Below are 21693 nucleotides of genomic sequence, written 5' to 3' on the forward strand. Positions count from 1 at the left end.
GTAACGCCCACCATGAGCGATCGAGTGAAACGAGCGCCGTCGACCGAAGGGAGCGAATTTTGTTGGCTTGGTTACGCTGCATCTAGTGGTTTAATTCTGGCAACAGCATCTTTTGCTGACTGAGAAGCCTCCCATAAATCGACTGCTCTCTGGGCTGACCGAGCGGCGTTCGCGCAGTAGTTCATTCACTGACTGGCGAGAGACTCCAAGCAATTCAGCAAGCCTCGCAACACTCAGACCGTAATCCCGGATAAAGTCTTCCCGTAGTATCTCGCCAGGATGAGTCGGTTGACGCTGAATACCGGTAGTATTAGAAATAGCCATAGTTGCTGCCTCACCTCAATGGTAATCGCAGACTTCAACGTCGTACGCGTCACCATCCTCAAAACGGAAGCAGATGCGCCACTGCGTATTGATCGAAATGGCATGCTGCCCCTGCCTGTCGCCCGAAAGCGCATGGAGCCTATTGCCAGGGGGCCCCCTCAGATCATCCGAGCTCTCCGCCAAATGCACATAGTCGAGCTTCCGAGCGGATCTTTATGCCACGTCTGGAGGGAACTTCTAGGCTCTCCCTTTGGAATAGAGCTCTTGGGTGCGCTAATCGGCGAAAGTTTTGATCATGGCCTAAACGTATCGCGTACGTGACATGTGTGAAAGCGCTGAGTTAATGCCTGCGTAAGCCCGCCATAAGCGGCCGAGTGAAACGAGGTCCGGTGCACGAAGTGCGCGTACTTAATGGCTTGGTTATGCGGCATCAAGCTCAATTTTTTGTACCTTGTCGAGCTTAACGCTCTTCCCTGCTACCCAGAGGTCATACATGTCTTGCATCGCAAGCCAGCTTTCCGGCGTCCGGCCCAGAGCCTTGGAAAGACGCAGCGCCATTTCCGGACTAATACCGCTCTGCTGCTTGAGCAGACGGTTTAGGGTGGAAGGCGATACATCTAACCGCCCTGCCAGATAACGGCAGCTGAGGCCAAAAGGCTCCATATAGGTCGCTAGAATGAACTCGCCGGGGTGTGGGGGGTTGTACATCTTCATCAGTGGTAGTCCTCATAATCGAGCACGTAGACATTACCATCGGAGAATTCAAACGTAAGCCTCCAGTTCCCATTAACGGTAATTGCCCAGATACCCTTTCTATCACCCTTGAGAGGGTGAAGCTTATACCCAGGAATATCTAAGTCATTGATTTCATTGGCGGTATCCAGTGCTGCGAGCTGCATACGCAACCGCTTTTCATGCTTGGCCTGGATCCCCCGAGCTCTACCTGTCTCGTAGAAGCGCTTCAGTCCCTTGTGTTTGAATGACTTGATCATGAGAATATTGTAGCGTGTTGCGCAACAGTGTCAAGCCGAATAACGTCCGCCATAAACGGCACGAGAAACAAGTGTCCGGCGACCGCAGGGAGCGAATTTGATGGCTTGGTTATGTTTCTTCATAGCCAATTTCAGACATTCGCAATAATTGACTGCTACGCCGTACAGTTAGAATATCGACCTGATCTCTGACACTGTAAATAATCCGATACGCCCCAAATATCACCTCCCTGATACGACGTCCCCCCACTTCAGGAACGACGCGTCCACTTTCAGGGAAGTCCGCCAGCCGCTCCACAGTGTCAAATATGCCATCAACCCATTCAACCGCAGCACCGGGTTTATCTTCAGCTATGTACTGGGCGATATCCTCAACGCGCTCCAAGGCAAGCGGAGACCAAACAATCCTCATCTTTCCAGTCTGCCCAGAACCCGTGATTTTGCCTCCTCATGGGCGATGCCCTCCCCACTAGCTATCTGCTCTTCGGCTTTGTAAACCTCCTCAAGCAGCTCAAGGCGCTCCTGCATTCTCTCGTATTCCTGGACGTCTACCAGTACGGCAACTCCACGCCCCCTCTGCGTTAGCACCATAGGGCGGCGGGTTTCATGGATCTGCTTTACAAATGTGGCAACACCCGCCCGAAACTCAGACAGGGGGCGGATATCTTCATCGACACGAACTCTTAGCATGGGAACCACCTATGTACACCTAGTTGTACTTTTAAGTGTACGCCTACTGCGCGGGGTTGGCAAGAAGGCCGCGCTAAGAAACATAACGCCCGCCATAAACGGCCGAGTGAAACGAGGTCCGGCGACCGAAGGGAGCGGATTTGATGGCTTGGTTATGTGCTCTACTACGCGGCGACAAGCTTCTTGACCCTAAGGTCTTTACGGTGTTGCTCAGCATGCCAAAGCTCATATTGAGACTGCTGGGTTAGCCAGCTCTCCGATGAGGTATTAAAAGCGATAGAAAGCCTAATTGCCATTTCCGGGCTAACACCGGCTTTTCCGTTCAGAACGGCGCTCAACGTTTTTCGGCTGACCCCGAGCGCTTCCGCAGCTGCTGTAACAGACAGCCCAAGAGGCTCTAGGCAAAGCTCTCGTATGACTTCACCAGGATGGGGCGGATTGTGCATCAACATAGGAGTACCTCAGTGATAATCTTCGTAATTCACTATCTCGGCGTCTCCATCTTCAAAGCGGAATGTCACGCGCCAGTTACCGCTTACCGTCACCGACCAGATTCCCGACCGATTGCCGGAAAGCTCGTGGAGCCTAAGGCCCGGCAAGTCCATATCTTTGGCGCCGGAAGCCGCATTAAGCCTACCGAGAATGAGCCGAAGCCTCTTTGCATGAGCGGCCTGGATCCCTGCAGTGCTGCCGGACTTGAAGAACTTGGCCAAGCCCTTGTGTTTAAAGCTTCGTATCATCCCCTGAATGTACCCTGTAACGTATCAGGTGTCAATGCACATAACGCCGCGCACAACGGCGCGAGCTTGCGAGCGTCCGGCCACCGCTTGCGGTGGCGAATTGGTGCGCCTGGTTATGTGTTGATTGCCCCTGCTCATTCATTCCGTTTTAACAGCCCATTTAAAGCATAAGCGCCTATTCGCCAATGCATGATGAATGACGCTAACCACATTGTAATGCCCAAAACTATAAAGACGTTCTTTGCTTGCTCAAAACTCCAGTTCAGTAGAAAGCTGAGGAGGACAGTTGCTACCGCCATAGCCACCACCTGATACAGCGGGTAGACGAACAAGTAGTGTAGTAGCAATGAGGTATATCTATTCATACAAATAACGCCCGGCACAGCGGCGAGCGTAGCGAGTCCGGCGGCTGAAAGCCGCGAACTGCTGCCGCTTGTTAAGGCTGTAATTTTTTATCTTCATTTCTTGGCTCTAAATTTACTTCGGGAAGCCCTCTTTCTCTACGCGTATCTAGAGCATTCTGAATCAGAGCCGGCCCGGCTGGGCCCTCATACGTGCCACTACAGCTCTCAGGGCCTATATCCCACATATGATAAATCCGACTGTTCCAATATTTGTCCCACTGCGCTCTAGAGTACGGTTGAGTCAGAGCGCCATTGGGTGGCTCTTTACGAGACTCCCGAGCGACCGCATCCTCAAGCGAACTCGGGTAATCGGAAGACATTTGACGACAAAAGTCATCTGGACCGCGAAAAATGTTGAGCGTACTACAGCCACCGATGAAAATACTTAGAAGAAGCGCTAGAACTTTCATATGCCTTAACGCCTGCCATAAAACGTGCGAGGTACGAGCGTCGTTTTGATGGCATTGTTATTGGCTACCGGGAGAGCAGCATCCCGACCCTTTTTGGATTGGTGGACACGGCACCGTTCCGAACGAACAAAAGACACAGCAGTCTCCTACCTTTGGCTTGATCACCGAATGGCAGGATTCGCATTCATAAAAGAACTGGCAAGCATCAGTAGGCATTCGCTCAGTTTTGCGGTAGCCGCACTCTGGGCACTCGATATCTGATTCCAAGACTACAGCAGCCATAAATCAATCCTCACAAAAAAGTCTCGAATGATACATTGCCAATCACCGACTCCCGCTTAAACCGTTTGAGCCAATAACGCGGAGCTAAGCCGACGCCGAAGGCGGTCGGCTTGAGCGATTTGTTAGCACTTTTCACTTTTGGTGTACGTCCTAATAAAATTGTAAAGATCCGCAGTTTCACAGATTTTTGTAGCGGCTAAAGAAGCGCAGAACTTTAAAGCAACATCTTCGAATGATGCTTTCCGCTCTCTATCATCGTTGCTCTTCGCCAAACACGCACCCAGCATAGATATCGTCAAAAAATATTCTCTCTGAGGGGCGCCATGTTTAATTGCATTTGACGCTACAGACAGCTCATTGCCAATTACCAATACCGCGTTATCGTAGTCACTAGATTCGAAGGCTATACGGGCACTGGCGAGCGCTGAGTTGTTCACATCCGCTGCATAGCCCATAGGCATAACGTCCCGGAAACGCTCCGCCAATCCCATTTTTTCATGTTGTAGCAACGCTTCAAAGTATATGGTGAAAGATATGAATCCTACGAGAACCCCTCCTATAACACCAATAATTAGGTAAATAAGCCTCTGCACTTGTCATTCCTTTTGCTAACATTTGTATATCGAGCTGGAACGATTTTATGTTTGTTGAATCAACTGCCAAACGCGCCCAACTCATTGAAAATCAGAATTTAATCCGAACTTTAGCACAGCTTTCTGTATTGAAAACTGTGCCAACGCGCTTTGGGTACCGTTCCGGCCTTTAACCTACCCAGCATTTTCTTGTAACTACCTGATTTTTATATGTTTATCAAAAACGTCAGAAGGAAAGCGTGCTTTGTAAAGAGGCAAAATGTGCCGTGTTTTGCAATCTCTGGAATTATACTGTATATATATACAACTACCACATTATGATTACATGGAGTGATTCTGATGTCATCAAGCCCGTTTATGGAGCAGGTGCGCAATGATATTCGTCTGCGTGGCTACAGCATGAGAACCGAGAAGACCTATCTGTTCTGGATAAGGCAGTTCATCCTTTTTAATAATAAGCGCCACCCCAGCGATATGGGCGTGGAGGAAGTGAAGGCTTTTCTTACCTCGTTGGCCGTTACACGCAATGTGGCCGTCAATACCCAGAAAGTCGCCCTCAATGCCGTGGTTTATTTGTACCACAAGGTACTGAATCTGGAGCTGGGCGACATTGATTTCTCGGCCGCAAGCAAACAACGGCACTTGCCTACCACGTTATCCAAAGCCGAGGTGAAAGCCATTCTGGAAAATTTACCGGATCCACAGCGGCTCATTGTTTCTTTATTGTACGGCAGTGGTTTGCGAGTGTCTGAATGCTTGCGGCTTCGAGTCCAGGATATTTGCTTTGATCGCAAAGCGTTGACGATACGCGACGGCAAAGGCAAAAAGGATCGACAGACATTGCTGGGGCATTCAGTGGTTCCTAAACTGAAAGAGGCGGTCAACCGCGCCTTGGCCATTCAGGAACGAGACAATCAATCGGGTATCGGCCCCTCGTTGCCCGGCGTACTTTCAAAGAAGTACCCGTCGGCTTACCGCGCCCCCGGCTGGATGTTTGTCTTCCCTTCTGAATCAATCAGTGAACACCCGATTACGGGTCAGTTTTGTCGGCATCATTTGCATGACTCTATCGTCCGTAAGGCTCTACGCAAAGCGGCTCCTGCAGCCGGTGTTGTCAACAAGCGAGTCAATTGCCACACGTTTCGTCATTCTTTCGCGACGCACTTGCTGGAGGATGGGTACGACATCCGCAGTGTGCAGGAGTTGTTGGGGCACAATGATGTGAAGACAACTCAGATTTACACCCATGTGCTGGGGCAGCACTATGCGGGGACTCGCAGCCCGTTGGATTCGATAGTTGATTAATGCGACACACTGGCGTTTAGGCACGCTACCGCCCGTAGTGCGACACGTCCATGTGATAGAGAGCATGTGGCAACGGGCCTGAATTATTTTGTTCTGGCAATGTAGCAGGCAAGGCGCTGCTTTGCTAGTCTCCCGGCTTTACCGGGCGAAACGACTCCTATGCTGCACTGGTTCCAAAAACAGCTTATCACCCGCGAAGCGGCCGAACGCATCGATGAATGCGCCTTTTGGGCCATTGCCACCTTTGGGGCAAAGCCATTCTGGCAGCATACCCAGCTGATATTGCCGAATGAACAATTTTTCCCCGACAAGGTGAATGGTATTGAGCCGATGGCGCAGTATGTTCTGGCGCGAGTGGCGGCGTTGAGTGGCGTTTCTGACTGGCCCTGGCAGTTGCGCGATGGGCGCCGAATGGGTGCGGAAGCCCCACCGATTCTGGGCTTGCCGGTTGCCCGGCGCTTCGAAACCAATGCGCCAGCGGCGGCGGCCTACCCGGTCGAGAGCGAACCCCGGCTACCGGTGCCCTTTGTGGTGGACCAGGCGCGCCAGCCGCAAGACCTGGTGGCCTCCCTGGCACATACCTGCGCTCAGCATATGCTGTGGCAAAGCCAGGAAACGCCGCCGGGCGGGCTGGTTTATTTTGAGCCGGCGTCGGAGATACTCGCGCATTTTTGTGGCTTCGGGTTAATGCTGACCAACACCGCCTACACTTACCGGGGCGCCTGCGGCCGCTCCTATAACCCGCGAGCGAACCGGCAGGCCAGCCTTTCCGAGAGCGAGTCCATCTATGCGCTGGCTCTGTTCTGCCAGCTCAAGTCTGTGCCAACCAAAACCGTCTTCCAGTATCTGAAGCCGCATTTAAAGAACAGTTATAAAGTGGCGCTCAAGCAGGTCAGGGATCAGGAGCGGGCGCAGGAGTTAATCCGCTAGCCGTTATTGGCCAAGGCCGCTGTGGGCACCCAACCTCAGAGTGAGTAGCGCACGTTCGATCACTTGCTGAACGGCATGATTTTGACCACCTGCTCCTGCGATGCCTTTTCTTCCTCGGTGGTGTTGACCCGGGTTTCAGGTTCGCGCACCTGGGGCTGGATGTGCAGCTCCTGCTTGAAGCCGCAGCTGATGCAGGCGCGGTAGTCTTTGCCGTCCTCATTGAACACCTGCAGGCGGTCCATTTCCGCGCAGCGGGGGCATACGGCCCCGGCGATGAACCGGGGCGTTTTGCTGTAGGCCATCAGGCGGGCTCCTCGGTGTTGATGCCGGCGTGGCGCAGCAACGGTTCGATGCTGGGCTCACGGCCTCTGAAGTTCACGAACAGCTCCATGGGCGGGCGGCTGCCGCCCTGGTGGAGGATTTCTTTCAGGAAGCTCTCGCCGGTGTCGCGATTGAAGATGCCCTCGTCTTCAAAGCGGGAGAAGGCATCGGCAGAGAGCACTTCGGCCCATTTGTAACTGTAGTAACCCGCTGCATAGCCGCCGGCAAAGATGTGGCCGAAGCTGTTCTGGAATTTGTTGAACGCCGGCGGCTTGATGACCGCCACCTGGTCGCGCACCTCGTCCAGTAGTTGTTGCGGGCTTTTCGGGTTTTGCGGGTCGTATTCCGCGTGCAGGCGGAAGTCGAACAGGGAGAACTCCAGCTGCCGCACCATCTGCATACCGGACTGGAAATTTTTCGCAGCCAGCAGCTTATCGAGCAGATGCTGAGGCAGGGGCTCGCCGGTTTTGTAATGCCCGGAGATCATGGGAATCACTTCCGGCTCCCAGCACCAGTTTTCGTGGAACTGGCTGGGCAGCTCCACCGCATCCCAGGCGACGCCGTTGATGCCACTGACGTTGGCCACGTCCACCTGGGTGAGCATGTGGTGCAGCCCGTGCCCGAATTCGTGAAACAGGGTGGTCACTTCATCATGGGTCAGCAGCGAGGGCGTGTCGCCGACCGGCGGGGTGAAGTTGCAGGTCAAAAACGCCACCGGCAGCTGCACGCCGTCGTCGGTCTGGCGCCGGACCCGGCAATCGGCCATCCAGGCACCGCCGCGCTTGTTCTCACGGGCGAAGATGTCGAAGTAGAAGGCGGCAATCTGTTCGCCGTCTTTGTAAATCTGGTAGAAACGCACATCGGGGTGCCAGCTGTCGAAGGAGGCGACCGGCACGATATCGATGTCGTACAGCCGTTTGACCACGTCAAACAGGCCGGTAATGACCCGCTCGGCCGGGAAGTAGGGCCGCAGGTCTTCCTGCGACAGATCGTAGTGCGCCTGGCGCAGCTTTTCGCTGTAGTAAGGCACATCCCAGGACTGCAGATCGGTGCAGCCCTGCTCTTCGGCAAACTGTTTCAGTTGGGCAACGTCCTGCTCCGCCAGCGGGCGGGATTTTTCCGCCAGTTCGGTCAGAAAGCCCAGGACCTGCTCGGTGCTGTCGGCCATTTTGGTGGCCAGTGAGCGCTCGGCGTAGTTGTTGAACCCGATCAGCTGAGCCAGCTCGTGCCGCAGGGCCAGGGTCTCATCGATGATGGCGGTGTTGTCCCACTCGGCGGCGCTGCTGCCATCGGCCTTTTTGCCTTCTTTGGCAGCGCGGGTGACAAAGGCGGTGTAGGCCTCGCGGCGCAGGGCGCGGTCGTCGGCGTAGGTCATCACCGCCAGGAAAGACGGGATGTCCAGCGTGATCACATAGCCATCCAGCTCTTTCTGCTGGGCGGCCTGGGCGGCCTGCTCGAGCGCGGATTTGGGGAGGCCTTCAAGATCGGCGGCATCGGTAAAGTGTTTGTACCAGGCCTGGGTGGCGTCCAGCACGTTGTTGGAGAATTGCGTGGACAGCTCCGAGAGGCGTTTTTTGATCTCGCCATAGCGCTGCTTCGCTTCGCCCTCCAGGGCCACACCCCCAAGGCGGAAGTCGCGCAGGGCGTGATCGATGGCCTGGCGCTGGGGCTGGCTCAGCTGGTCGTACTCCGGGCTGTCGGCAATGGCCTGAAAGGCGTCGTACAGGCGCCGGTCCTGACTCACTTCCGTGCCGTATTCAGTCATCAGGGCCACGCAGGTGTTGTAGGCTTCGCGCAGGGCGTCGCTGTTGCGCACGGCGTTGAGATGGCTGATGGGCGAGAAGACTTTCTCCAGCCGGTCGTCCTCGGCTTCCAGCGGCGCGACAAAATTGTCCCAGGTTGGCGTGTCCACCTCCGCCAGCAACTGCTCCCGGTGGGCCCGGTTCTCATCGATCAACTGACGGATGGCGGGCTCCACGTGTTCCGGCTCGATGGCGGAAAAGGGGGGCAGGTCGTGTTCTTCCAACAGGGGGTTGGCCATACAGTTGTCTCTCCAAACGCGTGGTAAAACTGGCTCTATAAATACTGAAGCAGTACCATGATAACACCCACCCGACCCGGGTTTTGGGCTGTTTTCACGGTTGCTGCTTACGAGGTTTGCTTATGCCCGCATCGAATTCTCATCCGCCGGCACTTCGCACCTACCGGGGTTATACGCCCCAGGTGGGCGAACGGGTGTATGTGGACCCGGCCGCCGTGGTGATCGGCGATGTCACACTCGGAGCCGACACTTCAGTCTGGCCCTGCGCGGTCATTCGTGGCGACATGCACCGTATACGTATAGGCGAGCGCACCAGTATTCAAGACAACAGTGTGCTTCATATCACCCACGCCGGCCCCTTCAACCCGGATGGCTACCCCGTGAGCATTGGCGATGATGTGACCGTGGGTCACTCGGTCACCCTCCACGGCTGCACCCTGGGCAGCCGGATTCTGGTGGGCATTGGCTCGACCGTGCTCGATGGCGTTACGGTGGAGGACGAGGTGGTGATCGGTGCCGGCACCCTGGTACCGCCGGGCAAGACGCTCGAGAGCGGCTATCTGTACATGGGCTCGCCCTGCAAGCAAGTGCGCCCCCTCAAAGACAGCGAGCGGGACTTTTTCCGCTATTCGGCCCAGAACTATGTGAACCTGAAAGACACCTACCTGAATCACGAGTAAGGTGGACGACCCTTTCTAGTCAACTTTGCTCAACCCTGAAATCACCCCTGGAGGGTACACCGATGCAGGAAGTCTATATCCCGGAAAACAATATCGAAGCCTATTTGATCCAGGGGCTGATGGAGGCCGAAGGCATCGAGTGCGAGATTCGGGGCGAGTTTCTCGCCGGGGGTGCCGGCATGCTGCCGGCCAACAGCAATGTCTCGCTCTGGGTCAACGACCGGCAGGAAACCGAGGCCCGCGAGCTGCTCAAACGGTACGAACGGGGCGACTTCGCTCAGGACTAGTATCAGCCTGATTTTGATCCCGGGCGGCCAAAACGCTAGGGTAAAGGACTAAACCCCAACCAGGATCGTGCCATGGAATCGCTTTTTTCCGCCTTTGCCAACTTCATGTGGGGCCTGCCACTGGTGATATTGCTGGTCGGCGGCGGGCTCTTTTTCGTGCTCTATTCCCGCGGGCTGCCCTATCGACATTTCAGGCACGCTCTGCACATCCTCACCGGTCGCTTTGATCGGGACGAGGACGAAGGCGACATCCCCCACGCCCAGGCGCTCAGCACGGCGTTGTCCGGCACCCTGGGGCTGGGCAACATCGCCGGGGTGGCACTGGCACTGACCATGGGCGGCCCGGGTGCCGTCTTCTGGATGTGGGTGACGGCGGTCATCGGGGTGGCCACCAAGTTCTATACCTGTTCGCTGAGTGTGATGTTCCGCGGCAAAGACAGTGAAGGCAAACTCCAGGGTGGCCCCATGTACGTGGTGCGCGAGGGGCTGGGCCGGCGCTGGTGGCCACTGGCCGTGCTCTTCGCTGTGGCGGGGCTGATGGGCACCATGCCCGCCTTTCAGGTCAACCAGCTGGTGCAGATTGTGCGCGAAGTGGTCGCCCAACCCGCTGGCTGGGCCACCGAACAGAGCCACTTTACCTTTGATCTGGTGCTGGGGCTGATCATCGCCGCCCTGGTGCTGCTGGTCATCACCGGGCACATCCAGCGCGTGGGCCGGGTCACATCCCGCCTGGTGCCGATCATGGTGTTGATCTACCTGACCATGACCGCTGTGCTGCTGGTGCGCTTTGCCGGCGAGATTCCGGCCGCCTTCCACCTGATTGTCACTGACGCCTTTTCCGGTGAGGCCGCCGCCGGCGGCGCCATCGGGACCGTGATTCTGATGGGCGTGCGCCGCGGGGCTTTCTCCAACGAGGCTGGCATCGGCACCGAGTCCATGGCTCACGGCGCGGCGCGCACGGGCGAGCCCATCCGCGAGGGGCTGGTGGCGATGATGGGGCCGGTGATCGATACCCTGCTGGTGTGTACCTGTACGGCCCTGGCCATTCTGGTCACCGGCAGCTGGCAGGTGGATGGCGACATCGACGGGGTGACCCTGACGTCCCAGGCCTTTGAGACCGCCTTCCCCGGCGTCGGCGCCTACCTGTTGACCCTGGTGGTGGCGCTGCTCTCGCTGAGCACAATCTTCACCTTCTGGTACTACGGCAGCAAGTGCCTGGGCTTTCTCATTGGGGCGAAGCATCAGCACCATTACATCTGGATTTACGCGGCCCTGGTGGTCTTCGGCAGCGTGGCCAGTCTGCCCGCCATTGTGGGCCTGGTGGACGGCCTCTACGCCACCATGGCGATACCCACCATGATCTCGGCACTGTTGCTCGCGCCCAAGGTCAATCGGGCCGCCAAGGATTATTTTCAGCGTCACCGGTAAACTTTTACAACTTTACGACACTTATTTACGCAATTATTGGAGCGCTGTCGGGTCCAACTGAGCGATGATAGTCATTCGGGTTCGTCGCGGCCCCGAAACACCAAAGCTTATAGACACCGGGAGAGACACTATGGTTACCGACCAATTCACCGCCGGCCGCTACGGGCGGCGCCTGTTTTATGCGCTGGCCGCGCTGATTCTGGCCGGCTGCAGCCAGCAGCCCCTCTTGCCCCTGGCCAGCTCCGAGCTGACGCCGGTGGAGCCGGGCAATTTTGATCATGTGCTGATGCCTCCCGGTGAACGCCTGCCCCAGTTCAGCCGGGTGTACATCGAGGCACCCGAGGTCAGCATGAGCGACTACTGGTTGCGGGACCGGCGCACAGACTACACCGAGCGGGACCTGGACCGAATCCGGGAAGATTACGGCGAGCTGCTGACCGAGGCTCTGCGCCAGGGCCTGGAGCGGGAAACCCAACTGGTATTCACCGACACGCCCGAGGAGGCCGAGGTAGTTTTCCGGCCCACGCTGCGCGCGCTCAACATCTACGCACCGGATCTGAGCAGGCCAGGCTTCATTCGGCACTACACCCGCGAAGCGGGCAACGCCACCTTCGATCTGGTGGTATTGACGCCGGCGGGCGAAGTGCTGGGCCAGTTTATCGATCACCGTGAAACACAGAGCTACCACGGGCGGAGTCTGGAGTGGACCAACCGGGTGACCAACTACCACCACTTCAGCCGCCTGATGGATCGCTGGACCCGTAACCTCAGCACCTACCTGCTGATTGGTGGCGTGGTACCGGCCGCAGAGTTCTGAAGCGGCGTCTCAACGCTTTGTGGGGCGCGCATTGGTTCACCTGATGGGGCTTTTGCGTCTATAATGCGCGCTCGCGGCCCCAGCCGCCCGAATTTACCATGAGGAAATGCACCGTGAGTCCACTGAAAAAACGCGTCGGCCTGTTGTTGGCAATCAGTCTTGGCCTGGTCTCTGCCTTGGCAGCCGCCCAGTCCAGCAAAGTCATTGAAGCCATTGAGTCCCGCCTGTCACCGGTTGGCAGCGTCTGCATGGCGGGTGAGGATTGCGCCTCCGCACCGGTGGCTCGCGCTAGCGACGAACCGCGCTCAGGCGATGAGATCTACAGCTCAGCTTGCGCCAGCTGCCACGATTCCGGCGTCTCCGGCGCACCGATTCTGGGCGAGGCCGATCAGTGGAGCGACCGTATCGACAAGGGCACCGAGACCCTGTACGACCACGCCATCAACGGCTTCAACGCCATGCCCGCCATGGGCCTGTGCAGCGACTGCTCAGAAGATGAAATGAAGGCCACCGTTGATTACATGATCGAAGAGAGCAGCTAAGCACTCTCTCGCGCCACAGCGGATGCGCTTTGCTTCCTGATCCACTCAACGGGTCTGGGCAAAGCGCTTCGGTCGGTGTCAGGCCCCTGGCAGACGGCTAGTCAAACATTCCCAACAGGCTGCTCAGCGTCTCCTCCCCCTTGGCGACGTTTTTCTCCGGCGTCAGTTCGCCAAACCCTTCGTACTCGATATCCTCGGCCGGCAACTCCTCCAGAAACCGACTGGGCGTGGTGTCAAAAATCTCGCCAAACTGCTTTCTTTTTTGCGCCAGGGTCATGGTCAGGGTGCGCTGGGCTCGGGTGATGCCCACGTAGGTCAGGCGGCGCTCCTCTTCGATATTGCCGTCTTCGATGCTGTTGCGGTGGGGCAGCAGGTCTTCCTCCAGGCCCAGCATATAGACGTGGGGGAATTCCAGGCCTTTGGAGGCGTGCAGAGTGAGCAGTTGCACCTGGTCCGCGTCGTCTTCCTCCTCCTGGCGCTCGAGCAGGTCGCGCAGCACCAGCTTGGCAATGGCATCCTGGACATTGCTGTCGCCACCGTCATCTCCCCGCTCCAGCGTCTTGGCCAGCGACTCCACCAGGTAATTGACGTTGTCCCAGCGCCGCTCGGCGGCCTTGGGAGTACTGGCGTTCTGGTGCAGCCAGCCCTCATAGTCCATGTCTTCGAGCATCTCCCGGATCGCCGCCACCGGGTCGTCACCCTCGCAACGCCGGTGCACGCCCGCCATCCAGTGGCCGAACCGGCGTAGGCGCTCCAGCGCCTTTTCCGAAAGCTGACGATCCAGCCCCATCTCGTTCAGGGCGCTGTAAAGGCCAATATGGCGCTCGGTGGCATAGCGGCCCAGGGTTTCCAGGGTGCTGGTGCCGATCTGCCGGCGCGGGGTGTTGATGATGCGCAGGAAGGCGTTGTCGTCGTCCGGATTGACGATCAGGCGCAGGTAGGCCATCACATCCTTGATTTCGGTTTTGGAGAAAAACGACGAACCGCCGCTGATCTTGTAGGGAATCTGGTGCTGCTGGAGCTTGATCTCCAACAGGCGCGACTGGTGGTTGCCCCGGTAGAGCACCGCGTAGTCGCGAAACTTGCGCTGGTAACGCAGCCGACTGGTCAGAATCTCCGTGGCCACCCGCTCGGCCTCGGCATCCTCGTTGGCGCAGCGCAGCACGCGAATCTCCTCGCCCAGGCCCATTTCACTCCACAGGGCCTTGTCGAATTCGTGCGGGTTGTGGGCAATCAGGTGGTTGGCCACCCGCAGAATGCGGCTGGTGGAGCGGTAGTTCTGCTCCAGCTTGATCACCTTGAGACCCGGAAAATCCTCTTTCAGCAGGGCCATGTTCTCGGGCCGGGCGCCGCGCCAGGCATAGATGGACTGGTCGTCGTCCCCCACCACGGTCAGCGATCCGCGCGTGCCCACCAGCAGTTTGACGAGCAGATACTGACTGGAGTTGGTGTCTTGGTATTCGTCCACCAGCAGATAGCGGATGCGCCGCTGCCAGCGGGTCAACACCTCGGGATCGCGCTGAAACAGCTGCACCGGAATCAGGATCAGGTCGTCAAAGTCGACCGCATTGTAGGCCTTGAGCGCCTGGTTGTAGCGCTCGTAAACCCGGGCGATGGTCTGCTCGCCCGGGCTCTGGGCCATGGCGAGCACTTCATCCGGGCCAACCAGGTCATTTTTCCAGTTGGAGATCTGATGCTGTACCCGCTTGAGGTGGTCGCTGTCGAGGTCACCGTCTTTGAGCAGCAGCTCTTTGAGCAGGCCCTGGGCGTCCTCGGCGTCGAATATCGAAAATCCGGGTTTGAAGCCCAGGACTTTATACTCCCGACGAATGATGTTCAGCCCCAGGTTGTGAAAGGTGGACACGGTCAGCCCGCGTGCCGCGCTGCCCTTCACCAGGGAGGCCACCCGCTCTTTCATCTCCCGCGCGGCCTTGTTGGTAAAGGTCAGCGCGGCGATATGGCGCGCCGGCTGGTCACAACGCTCGATCAGGTAGGCGATTTTGCGGGTGATCACGCTGGTCTTGCCGCTGCCCGCCCCGGCCAGTACCAGGCAGGGGCCATCAATGTAGCGTACAGCTTCTCTCTGGCGGGGATTGAGCTGGGGCACGGAACCTCACAGTGTGCTGGGAATCGGTCAGATCGAGGGCGGGCATTTTAGCAAGGACCGGGGGGCAGTGTCCTGTGCAACAGGAGGCCGTTGCCGACGAGCGCGCCGTAACGCCGACCAAAGAGGTTTATTATGGACTATGGGTGGTGTAAAGTCCCAAGCTGGCGCGGATTTCTTCATGGCAGTGGATCCGCCCGGGTGAGAATAAACGAGTGCTGGTGATCCCGGTAACCGTCACCCCGTGGGCCCCTCAGCCTACCAGGGAACAAAGGAATTGAAGTGGTGGAACGACTTGTAAAAATTCTGTTTATCGACCGCGAGGAAGGTGAGTACCTTTTGCTCGCCGATCTGCTGTCGCAGATTCATCATACCGACTATCAACTGGTGTGGCACAACCGCCTCGATGGCGCCCTTTCCGCGATTTTCGACGATGATTACGACCTGATCCTGCTCGATTACTACTGGGAGGAGGACACCGCGCGGGACCTGCTACAGGCCACCAAAACCCAGGCCTGCACCACGCCGGTGGTGGTCATGACCAACGAGATGGAAACCGAAGTGGACCGGGAGGCCATCCGCTCCGGCGCCGCCGACTACCTGATCAAGGGCCACATCGACACCCAGTTGCTCGAGCGCACCCTGCGCTACGCCATCGAGCGCAAACGCACCGAGCAGCACCTGAGCCGGCTGGCCCACTACGATACCCTGACCGATATTCCCAACCGCATCCTGTTCCGCGACCGACTCGAGCACGCCATCCGCCTCGCCGACCGGGACAAGGGGCAGTTTGCCCTGATGTTCATCGATCTGAACGGGTTCAAGCAGGTCAACGACAACTTCGGCCACGACACCGGCGATACCATGATTCAGGTATGCGCCGAGCGCCTGCAGGAGTGCATGCGCCGCAGTGACTCGGTGGCACGCATGGGGGGTGACGAGTTTACGCTCCTGCTGGAAAACACCGAAAGTAGCGCCAACATCGCCCATGTGGCCGAGAAAATCATCAATCACATCGCCTCGCCCTATCAGATCGGCAGCCACGAGATGACCATTGGCTGCAGTATCGGCATTGCGGTCTTTCCCGACGCCGGTCGGGACGCCGACACCCTGCTCAAAAATGCCGACATGGCCATGTACCAGGCCAAACAGCAGGAAGGCAGCGGCTACCGGTTTTTTACCGAGGCCATGAACAAGGCGGTGCGCTACCAGTTGCGCATGGAATCGGATCTGCGCAAGGCCATGAACAACCAGCAACTGAGCCTGGAGTATCAGCCCCGTCTGGATATGGAAACGGGCAACATTGTGGGCATTGAGGCGCTGCTGCGCTGGCAGCACCCGGAGCGGGGCCTGCTGGACGCCAAAGAATTCATCCGGATCGCCGAAGATACCGGCCTGATTACCGACATTGGCTACTGGGTGGTCGATCGGGCCTGCCGGGACCTGCACCGCCTGCGCCAGGAATGTCAGCTGGACCTGCTGATGTCGGTCAACCTGTCGGTACGCCAGTTTCGCGACGAGCAGCTGGTGCAACGGCTGGCCTCCACCCTCGCGGAGGCCGGGATCGTGGGCGACAATGTGGAGTTCGAGCTGACCGAAGCCAGCCTGATGGACAACCTGGATCTGGTCAGCCTGTGCATGCGTCCGTTGTCGCATCTGGGCATCACCTTCTCGCTCGACAATTTTGGCAGCGGCAGCAGCTCCTTTCTGCACCTTCAGCGCTTGCCCATTCGCACGGTGAAGATCGACTCCCGATTTCTGGCGGCGCTCGATCACAACAAGGCCGACCAGCGCCTGGTCACCGCCATCATCAACCTGGCTCACAACCTGGAAAAAACCGTGGTCGCCGAGGGCGTGGAGACCCCGGAGCAGAAAGGCTGGCTGGAGGCCGCCGGCTGCGATCAGATGCAGGGTTACTACTTCTGCGCGCCGCAACCGATCAACCGGGTCTGCCAGACCATCAAGGCTTGGCGCGGCTGGTCCTGAGTAGTACCCTTTAAGGCTATCCCCGACCCGACCACCAGAGACCTTGCCATGATTACCGACTTTGCCCAGAAAGTATTCCAGGAACTGGACCGGAAACTGCCCGGTGTGCGCGATATGCTGCCCAAAAAAGAAATGCAGGCCGCCCTGCAGTCCGCCCTGAGTCGCATGGATCTGGTGACGCGCGAAGAGTTTGATACCCAGGCGGCCGTGTTGCAGCGTACCCGCGAGCGCCTGGAGAAGCTGGAGCAGCAGCTCGCGGAGTTGGAAAAAAAGACGCGCAACCCCAGTTGAGCGAATGGCGGATGCGCTTGACGCTCCGAAGCGTCGGACCGATCCGCCCTACGGATACCTCGGAGCTAATCGTAGGGCGGATAAGCCTAAGGCGCATCCGCCAAAACGGAACCGGGTTCCTTTTTTGGCGGCACCCTCTTGCGGTATAGTCCCGCCTATTCAAAACGCTAATTTCTCCACAAAAGCAAAGGATTGCCCATGTCGCTCGCCGTTGTCTATTCACGCGCAAAGCTCGGGGTACAGGCCCCGCTGGTCACGGTCGAAGTCCACCTCTCCAACGGACTGCCCGCCCTGAACATGGTCGGGCTGCCGGAAACCGCCGTGAAGGAAAGCAAGGATCGGGTGCGCAGTGCCATTCTCAACAGCCACCTGGAATTCCCCGCCCGACGCATTACCGTCAACCTCGCCCCCGCCGACCTGCCCAAAGAGGGCGGCCGTTTTGATCTGCCCATCGCGCTGGGGATTCTCGCCGCCTCCGGACAGATTCCCGAAGACAGTGTGTCCCGGGGCGAATTTCTGGGTGAACTGGCCCTCTCGGGGGACTTGCGTCCGGTCACCGGCGCCCTGCCCGCCGCGCTTGCCGCCGGCGATGCCGACCGGCAATTGGTGATAGCCGCTGACAACGCGGAAGAAGCCGCGCTGTGCGATACCACCGCCGTTTTCTCAGCCAAAAACCTCTTGTCGGTGTGCGCCCATCTGCACCAGCGGGAAACCCTGCCCCAGGCCGAAGGCCCTCTCGATACCACCGAGGAGCCCGGCGTGGACTTCGACCTGAGCGACGTCAAGGGCCAGGTTCAGGCCAAACGCGCCCTGGAAGTGGCCGCCAGCGGTGGCCACAACCTGTTGATGGTGGGCCCGCCGGGCACCGGCAAGACCATGCTCGCCACCCGCCTGCCCGGCATCCTGCCGCCACTGGAGAACCGCGAGCGCCTGGATGTGGCCGCGGTCTATTCGGTGGCGCCCGGGGCCGGCACCCACGGCAATCGGGTGCGGCCCTTTCGCTCGCCCCACCATACGGCCTCGGCCATTGCCCTGGTGGGCGGCGGCTCCAACCCGCGCCCCGGAGAAATCTCACTGGCGCACAGTGGCGTGCTGTTTCTGGACGAACTGCCGGAGTTTCACCGCCACGTATTGGAGGTGCTGCGCGAGCCGCTGGAAAGTGGTGAGGTGCGGATCTCCCGGGCCAAAGCCCAGGCGGTCTATCCGGCCCGTTTTCAGTTGGTGGCGGCCATGAACCCCTGTCCCTGCGGTTACCACGGCGCCGCCGAGGGCGACTGCACCTGCACCCCGGATCAGATCCGCCGCTACCGAGACAAGATCTCGGGCCCCCTGCTGGACCGGATCGATATGCACGTTCCGGTGCGGCTGTTGAAGCGCGGTGAGCTGCAGGGCAAACGGGAGGGCGAGCGCAGTGACCAGGTTCGCACCCGGGTGATTGAAGCGCGCCAACGCCAGCTTGAGCGTCAGGGCAAGGCCAACCATCAATTGAGCGTGCCGGAACTGGAGCGGGTCTGTGCGCTGAGTGCGGCCAACCGGAGCCTGTTGGAGGATGCGATCGAAAAGCTCGGCCTCTCCAGCCGCGCTTATCACCGGGTGTTGAAGGTGGCCCGGACGTTGGCGGATATGGCGGGGAAAACGGAGTTGGAGACGGCGCATATTACCGAGGCGTTGGGGTATCGGACGTTGGATCGAAGGGCGCGGTGAGGTTGGGAGATTTTGGAACGTTGGGAGGGTGCGGAGCCTTGGGGAACGGCGGATGCGCTTGACGCTTATCCGCCCTACGCAACCTGCCGTGGTACTCGTAGGGCGGATAAGCCTAAGGCGCATCCGCCAATTACCCTCGATAAAAATCGACAGGCAGACCTTTCACATCGGTCTGATAAATCAACAGATTCCCCGCTTCCGGCTCCTGAGCCAACTGCGCCTTGGATAAATTCTCCCGCGCGGTGGTAACGAAGAGCCAGGACAGATCCGGCCCGCCAAAGGCCACACAGGTGGGCTGGCTGACCGGCACATCGAGCTCCAACAGCACTTCGCCGTCGGGCGAATAACACACCACCTGTCCGCCGCCGAACTGAGCGTTCCAGACGTTGCCCTCGGCATCGACGCAGGCACCATCCGGGCCCACACCTTCGGGTGTGCGCGCAAATACCCGGCGGTTGCTGAAGCTGCCGCTGTGGGGGTCAAAGTCGTAGGCGTAGTAGCAGTGGCGGGCGGAATCCGAGAGGTAGGCGGTGCGCCCGTCCGGGCTCCAGCAGAGCCCGTTAGTGATGCCGAGCCCGCTCAACTGGCACGCCGCCTGCTGTGTGTCGCTCCAGCAGTAGAGCGCACCGGCCGGATCGCTCGCCAGAGGGTCACCGTGCTCCACCATGGAACCGGCCCAGAAGCGCCCCTGACGATCCACCTTGCCGTCGTTGAAGCGGTTGCTGTGCAGATCCGCCTCGGGCTGGGCCAGCCAGTGGCATTCGCCGGTCTGGGGATGGTAGAGCGCAAAGCCCAGATCGAACGCCGCAATCAGTTGCTCACTGCCCTCGATAAAGCCAAAGGTGGCCAGGCGCTCGGGCGTGTCCCAGGTCTCCAGCGCTTCAGTGGCCGGATGGTAGCGGAACAGCCGGCGCGCCTGAATATCGGTCCACCAAGCGGCCTGCTGGTCGGGGTGCCAGAGCACCCCTTCGCCCAGAAGGTTGCCCACCGGCAGACTGGCCAGGCGCTCCATCACGGGCATGGATTACCACCAGACCGTGTAGAGCACGATCAGGATCAGCACCACACCCAGGCTCAGAATATTGAAGCTTTTGGAGGTGTGGAAGTCGATGTCATCCAGGTGGATGGCATTGGGCTGCTCGCGGGTGCCGGCCAGAAGTGTGACAATCACCGAGAGCGCGATACACAGCAGGAAGACCACGCCGACCCGATCGATGAACGGGAATTCGGGGAAGAGCCAGTAGCACAGCGCCGAGAGTATGACCGAGGCGATGGCCGCGACCAGAGCCGACAGCGCCGTGGCGCGCTTCCAGAAGAAGCCCAGCAGAAAGATGGAGACAATGCCCGGGGTAAAGAAGCCGGTGAAGTTCTGAATGAACTGGAACGCCTGGGGGAAGTTACCCAGCAGCGGCCGGGCAACGATCACCGCGATCAACATGGCCAGACAGGCGACGGTACGGCCCACCACGACCTTGCGGTGCTCGGTGGCCTCGGTGTTGATCATTTTGCTGTAGATGTCCATGGTGAAAATGGTGGAGATACTGTTCACCATCGAGCCCAGCGAGGAGGCAATGGCCGCCACCAGGGCGGCAAAGGTGATCCCCAGCAGCCCCTGGGGTACCAGCTTCATCATTTCCGGATAGGCCTGGTCGGGATGGGCCAGGTCGGGCTTGAGCATGGCCGCCGCCATACCGGGGAGCACCACAATCAGCGGCATCAGCAGTTTGAGATAGGCGGCAAAGGCGATGCCCTTCTGCGCCTCGGCCAGACTCTTGGCGGCCAGCGTGCGCTGGGTGATGTACTGGTTGAAGCCCCAGTAGGAGAAGTTCATGATCCAGAGGCCGCCGACCAGCACCGAAATGCCCGGCAGGCTGATGTAATGTTCGTTGCTCGGGTCCAGGATCATGTCGAACTTGTGCGGAACGTCCGCCAGCATGATGGAAAAGCCCTGAAAAGCGCCGGCCTGCCCGGCGTTCTCGGCGATCTGATCCAGCGCCAGGTAGGACACCAACAGGCCGCCCACAATCAGCAGCACCACCTGAATGATATCGGTCAACGCGACCGCCTTGAGGCCACCGTAAATGGAGTAGCCGATGGAGAACACCGCCAGGAAGACCAGCCCGTAGATCAGATCCAGCCCGGTGATGGCATTGATGGCCAGCGAGCCCAGCCAGAGAATCGCGGTCAGGTTGACGAAGGTGTACAGCGCCAGCCAGAAAATGGCCATGACCGTACGCACCCGGTGGTCATAGCGCTGCTCCAGAAACTGGGGCATGGTGCTGATGCCCTTTTTGAGAAAGATCGGCAGAAAGTATTTACCGATGATCAGCAGGGTAACGGCGGCCATCCATTCGTAGGAGGCGATCCCCAGACCGATGGCAAAGCCCGAGCCGGACATGCCGATAATCTGCTCGGCCGAGATATTGGCGGCAATCAGCGAGGCGCCGATGGCCCACCAGGGCAGGGATTTGCTGGCCAGAAAGTAATCGGTGGAGTTTTTCTCGTGCCCGGCCTTTTCCCGGGAAACCCACCAGGCAATGCCGACAAGCAGCACGCAGTAGATCGCGAACGTCGTAATATCAAGCGGTGACAAACTCATTCTTGGTGCTCTCCATTTATAAGATTATTATCCGGCGGGTGCCAGGTTGGACGCCCCGATTGTTGTTGAGTGGGGTCGCCGAGCTGTGATTGCCGATACGACACGGAATCCGCCGGAGTTTTGCGCGGGACTATTATGCGCATAAATGGGTATGACTGCGAGTCCCGATGTAGGGCCACCGGGGCTGAAAAAGTGGCAATCGGGAGAGAAAAGTGGGACCCGG

General features: G+C 58.7%; 24 protein-coding genes and 1 pseudogene. 10 read left to right on the top strand and 15 right to left on the bottom strand.

Features of this window, described 5'->3' with window-relative positions; translation table 11 throughout:
- Positions 1-90: 90 nt before the first annotated feature.
- The 10 genes and pseudogenes from AAE484_RS02630 to AAE484_RS02670 form a co-directional block, all read right to left on the bottom strand.
- Positions 91-324, bottom strand: coding sequence for a HigA family addiction module antitoxin (locus AAE484_RS02630; RefSeq protein WP_341936777.1), 234 nt, complete (start codon positions 322-324; stop codon positions 91-93).
- A 15-nt stretch (positions 325-339) separates the two neighbouring features.
- Positions 340-519, bottom strand: a pseudogene (locus AAE484_RS17435) (type II toxin-antitoxin system RelE/ParE family toxin); the annotation flags it as partial.
- Between the two features lie 225 nt (positions 520-744).
- A complete protein-coding gene (locus AAE484_RS02635) occupies positions 745-1038 on the bottom strand; it encodes a HigA family addiction module antitoxin (protein ID WP_339617325.1) in 294 nt (97 codons plus the stop codon).
- Complete coding sequence (locus tag AAE484_RS02640) at positions 1038-1316, bottom strand: type II toxin-antitoxin system RelE/ParE family toxin (protein ID WP_341936778.1); 279 nt, start codon at positions 1314-1316, stop codon at positions 1038-1040. The genes AAE484_RS02635 and AAE484_RS02640 overlap by 1 nt, the downstream gene beginning before the upstream one ends.
- A gap of 109 nt (positions 1317-1425) precedes the next feature.
- The gene (locus tag AAE484_RS02645) at positions 1426-1728 is read right to left on the bottom strand and encodes a type II toxin-antitoxin system RelE/ParE family toxin (RefSeq protein ID WP_341936779.1); all 303 of its coding nucleotides are present in this window, start codon (positions 1726-1728) and stop codon (positions 1426-1428) included.
- The gene (locus AAE484_RS02650) at positions 1725-2006 is read right to left on the bottom strand and encodes a type II toxin-antitoxin system Phd/YefM family antitoxin (protein ID WP_341936780.1); all 282 of its coding nucleotides are present in this window, start codon (positions 2004-2006) and stop codon (positions 1725-1727) included. The genes AAE484_RS02645 and AAE484_RS02650 overlap by 4 nt, the downstream gene beginning before the upstream one ends.
- 164 nt (positions 2007-2170) lie before the next feature.
- Entirely contained in the window at positions 2171-2458 is a 288-nt protein-coding gene (locus tag AAE484_RS02655) for a HigA family addiction module antitoxin (RefSeq protein ID WP_341936781.1), read from the bottom strand.
- Between the two features lie 9 nt (positions 2459-2467).
- Positions 2468-2746: a type II toxin-antitoxin system RelE/ParE family toxin gene (locus tag AAE484_RS02660; RefSeq protein WP_341936782.1), complete on the bottom strand. Its 279-nt coding sequence runs from the start codon at positions 2744-2746 to the stop codon at positions 2468-2470.
- An 871-nt stretch (positions 2747-3617) separates the two neighbouring features.
- Complete coding sequence (locus AAE484_RS02665) at positions 3618-3842, bottom strand: GDCCVxC domain-containing (seleno)protein (protein ID WP_341936783.1); 225 nt, start codon at positions 3840-3842, stop codon at positions 3618-3620.
- A gap of 122 nt (positions 3843-3964) precedes the next feature.
- Positions 3965-4435, bottom strand: coding sequence for a hypothetical protein (locus AAE484_RS02670; RefSeq protein WP_341936784.1), 471 nt, complete (start codon positions 4433-4435; stop codon positions 3965-3967).
- A gap of 339 nt (positions 4436-4774) precedes the next feature.
- Between AAE484_RS02670 and AAE484_RS02675 the strand changes: the two genes are divergently transcribed.
- Both AAE484_RS02675 and AAE484_RS02680 read left to right on the top strand, forming a co-directional pair.
- Positions 4775-5740, top strand: coding sequence for an integron integrase (locus tag AAE484_RS02675; protein WP_341936785.1), 966 nt, complete (start codon positions 4775-4777; stop codon positions 5738-5740).
- A 159-nt stretch (positions 5741-5899) separates the two neighbouring features.
- A complete protein-coding gene (locus AAE484_RS02680; protein ID WP_341936786.1) occupies positions 5900-6670 on the top strand; it encodes a hypothetical protein in 771 nt (256 codons plus the stop codon).
- Positions 6671-6729: 59 nt separating this feature from the next.
- Here AAE484_RS02680 and AAE484_RS02685 read toward each other — a convergent pair whose 3' ends face one another.
- Complete coding sequence (locus tag AAE484_RS02685; protein ID WP_341936787.1) at positions 6730-6972, bottom strand: YheV family putative zinc ribbon protein; 243 nt, start codon at positions 6970-6972, stop codon at positions 6730-6732.
- Entirely contained in the window at positions 6972-9032 is a 2061-nt protein-coding gene (gene prlC, locus AAE484_RS02690) for an oligopeptidase A (RefSeq protein WP_341936788.1), read from the bottom strand. Before prlC ends, AAE484_RS02685 begins: the two co-directional genes overlap by 1 nt.
- Before the next feature lie 122 nt (positions 9033-9154).
- Between prlC and AAE484_RS02695 the strand changes: the two genes are divergently transcribed.
- The 5 genes from AAE484_RS02695 to AAE484_RS02715 all read left to right on the top strand — a co-directional run bounded on the left by AAE484_RS02695 (position 9155) and on the right by AAE484_RS02715 (position 12786).
- Positions 9155-9712, top strand: coding sequence for a gamma carbonic anhydrase family protein (locus AAE484_RS02695; RefSeq protein WP_341936789.1), 558 nt, complete (start codon positions 9155-9157; stop codon positions 9710-9712).
- A 62-nt stretch (positions 9713-9774) separates the two neighbouring features.
- Positions 9775-9999, top strand: coding sequence for a putative signal transducing protein (locus AAE484_RS02700; protein WP_341936790.1), 225 nt, complete (start codon positions 9775-9777; stop codon positions 9997-9999).
- Positions 10000-10071: 72 nt separating this feature from the next.
- Complete coding sequence (locus tag AAE484_RS02705; protein WP_341936791.1) at positions 10072-11427, top strand: alanine/glycine:cation symporter family protein; 1356 nt, start codon at positions 10072-10074, stop codon at positions 11425-11427.
- Positions 11428-11557: 130 nt separating this feature from the next.
- On the top strand, positions 11558-12244 hold the full coding sequence (locus AAE484_RS02710) for a hypothetical protein (RefSeq protein ID WP_341936792.1): 687 nt from the start codon (positions 11558-11560) through the stop codon (positions 12242-12244).
- 113 nt (positions 12245-12357) lie between these two features.
- A complete protein-coding gene (locus AAE484_RS02715; protein ID WP_341936793.1) occupies positions 12358-12786 on the top strand; it encodes a c-type cytochrome in 429 nt (142 codons plus the stop codon).
- A 97-nt stretch (positions 12787-12883) separates the two neighbouring features.
- Here AAE484_RS02715 and rep read toward each other — a convergent pair whose 3' ends face one another.
- Positions 12884-14893, bottom strand: a complete 2010-nt coding sequence (rep, locus tag AAE484_RS02720; protein ID WP_341936794.1) for a DNA helicase Rep — start codon at positions 14891-14893, stop codon at positions 12884-12886.
- Between the two features lie 282 nt (positions 14894-15175).
- Between rep and AAE484_RS02725 the strand changes: the two genes are divergently transcribed.
- From AAE484_RS02725 to AAE484_RS02735, 3 genes are all read left to right on the top strand, one after another.
- A complete protein-coding gene (locus tag AAE484_RS02725) occupies positions 15176-16876 on the top strand; it encodes a putative bifunctional diguanylate cyclase/phosphodiesterase (protein ID WP_341936795.1) in 1701 nt (566 codons plus the stop codon).
- A gap of 48 nt (positions 16877-16924) precedes the next feature.
- A complete protein-coding gene (locus AAE484_RS02730) occupies positions 16925-17167 on the top strand; it encodes an accessory factor UbiK family protein (RefSeq protein WP_341936796.1) in 243 nt (80 codons plus the stop codon).
- 198 nt (positions 17168-17365) lie between these two features.
- Positions 17366-18871 carry a YifB family Mg chelatase-like AAA ATPase gene (locus AAE484_RS02735; protein ID WP_341936797.1) on the top strand — a complete coding sequence of 502 codons (1506 nt, stop codon included), beginning with the start codon at positions 17366-17368 and terminating at the stop codon, positions 18869-18871.
- Positions 18872-19001: 130 nt separating this feature from the next.
- Here AAE484_RS02735 and AAE484_RS02740 read toward each other — a convergent pair whose 3' ends face one another.
- Together AAE484_RS02740 and AAE484_RS02745 are read right to left on the bottom strand one after the other, a co-directional pair.
- On the bottom strand, positions 19002-19892 hold the full coding sequence (locus AAE484_RS02740; protein ID WP_341936798.1) for an SMP-30/gluconolactonase/LRE family protein: 891 nt from the start codon (positions 19890-19892) through the stop codon (positions 19002-19004).
- 3 nt (positions 19893-19895) lie between these two features.
- A complete protein-coding gene (locus AAE484_RS02745; protein WP_341936799.1) occupies positions 19896-21470 on the bottom strand; it encodes a sodium/sugar symporter in 1575 nt (524 codons plus the stop codon).
- Positions 21471-21693 lie beyond the last annotated feature (223 nt).

Origin of the sequence: Marinimicrobium sp. C2-29 (assembly GCF_038419845.1) — a bacterium.
Taxonomy (GTDB): Bacteria; Pseudomonadota; Gammaproteobacteria; order Pseudomonadales; family Cellvibrionaceae; genus Marinimicrobium.

Bases quoted from the DNA above. Each gene is read 5' to 3' on its own strand.
- AAE484_RS02630 (WP_341936777.1), bottom strand. From the start codon at position 324: ATGGCTATTTCTAATACTACCGGTATTCAGCGTCAACCGACTCATCCT.
- AAE484_RS02635 (WP_339617325.1), bottom strand. From the start codon at position 1,038: ATGAAGATGTACAACCCCCCACACCCCGGCGAGTTCATTCTAGCGACC.
- AAE484_RS02640 (WP_341936778.1), bottom strand. From the start codon at position 1,316: ATGATCAAGTCATTCAAACACAAGGGACTGAAGCGCTTCTACGAGACA.
- AAE484_RS02645 (WP_341936779.1), bottom strand. From the start codon at position 1,728: ATGAGGATTGTTTGGTCTCCGCTTGCCTTGGAGCGCGTTGAGGATATC.
- AAE484_RS02650 (WP_341936780.1), bottom strand. From the start codon at position 2,006: ATGCTAAGAGTTCGTGTCGATGAAGATATCCGCCCCCTGTCTGAGTTT.
- AAE484_RS02655 (WP_341936781.1), bottom strand. From the start codon at position 2,458: ATGTTGATGCACAATCCGCCCCATCCTGGTGAAGTCATACGAGAGCTT.
- AAE484_RS02660 (WP_341936782.1), bottom strand. From the start codon at position 2,746: ATGATACGAAGCTTTAAACACAAGGGCTTGGCCAAGTTCTTCAAGTCC.
- AAE484_RS02665 (WP_341936783.1), bottom strand. From the start codon at position 3,842: ATGGCTGCTGTAGTCTTGGAATCAGATATCGAGTGCCCAGAGTGCGGC.
- AAE484_RS02675 (WP_341936785.1), top strand. From the start codon at position 4,775: ATGTCATCAAGCCCGTTTATGGAGCAGGTGCGCAATGATATTCGTCTG.
- AAE484_RS02680 (WP_341936786.1), top strand. From the start codon at position 5,900: ATGCTGCACTGGTTCCAAAAACAGCTTATCACCCGCGAAGCGGCCGAA.
- AAE484_RS02685 (WP_341936787.1), bottom strand. From the start codon at position 6,972: ATGGCCTACAGCAAAACGCCCCGGTTCATCGCCGGGGCCGTATGCCCC.
- prlC (WP_341936788.1), bottom strand. From the start codon at position 9,032: ATGGCCAACCCCCTGTTGGAAGAACACGACCTGCCCCCCTTTTCCGCC.
- AAE484_RS02695 (WP_341936789.1), top strand. From the start codon at position 9,155: ATGCCCGCATCGAATTCTCATCCGCCGGCACTTCGCACCTACCGGGGT.
- AAE484_RS02700 (WP_341936790.1), top strand. From the start codon at position 9,775: ATGCAGGAAGTCTATATCCCGGAAAACAATATCGAAGCCTATTTGATC.
- AAE484_RS02705 (WP_341936791.1), top strand. From the start codon at position 10,072: ATGGAATCGCTTTTTTCCGCCTTTGCCAACTTCATGTGGGGCCTGCCA.
- AAE484_RS02710 (WP_341936792.1), top strand. From the start codon at position 11,558: ATGGTTACCGACCAATTCACCGCCGGCCGCTACGGGCGGCGCCTGTTT.
- AAE484_RS02730 (WP_341936796.1), top strand. From the start codon at position 16,925: ATGATTACCGACTTTGCCCAGAAAGTATTCCAGGAACTGGACCGGAAA.
- AAE484_RS02735 (WP_341936797.1), top strand. From the start codon at position 17,366: ATGTCGCTCGCCGTTGTCTATTCACGCGCAAAGCTCGGGGTACAGGCC.
- AAE484_RS02740 (WP_341936798.1), bottom strand. From the start codon at position 19,892: ATGCCCGTGATGGAGCGCCTGGCCAGTCTGCCGGTGGGCAACCTTCTG.
- AAE484_RS02745 (WP_341936799.1), bottom strand. From the start codon at position 21,470: ATGAGTTTGTCACCGCTTGATATTACGACGTTCGCGATCTACTGCGTG.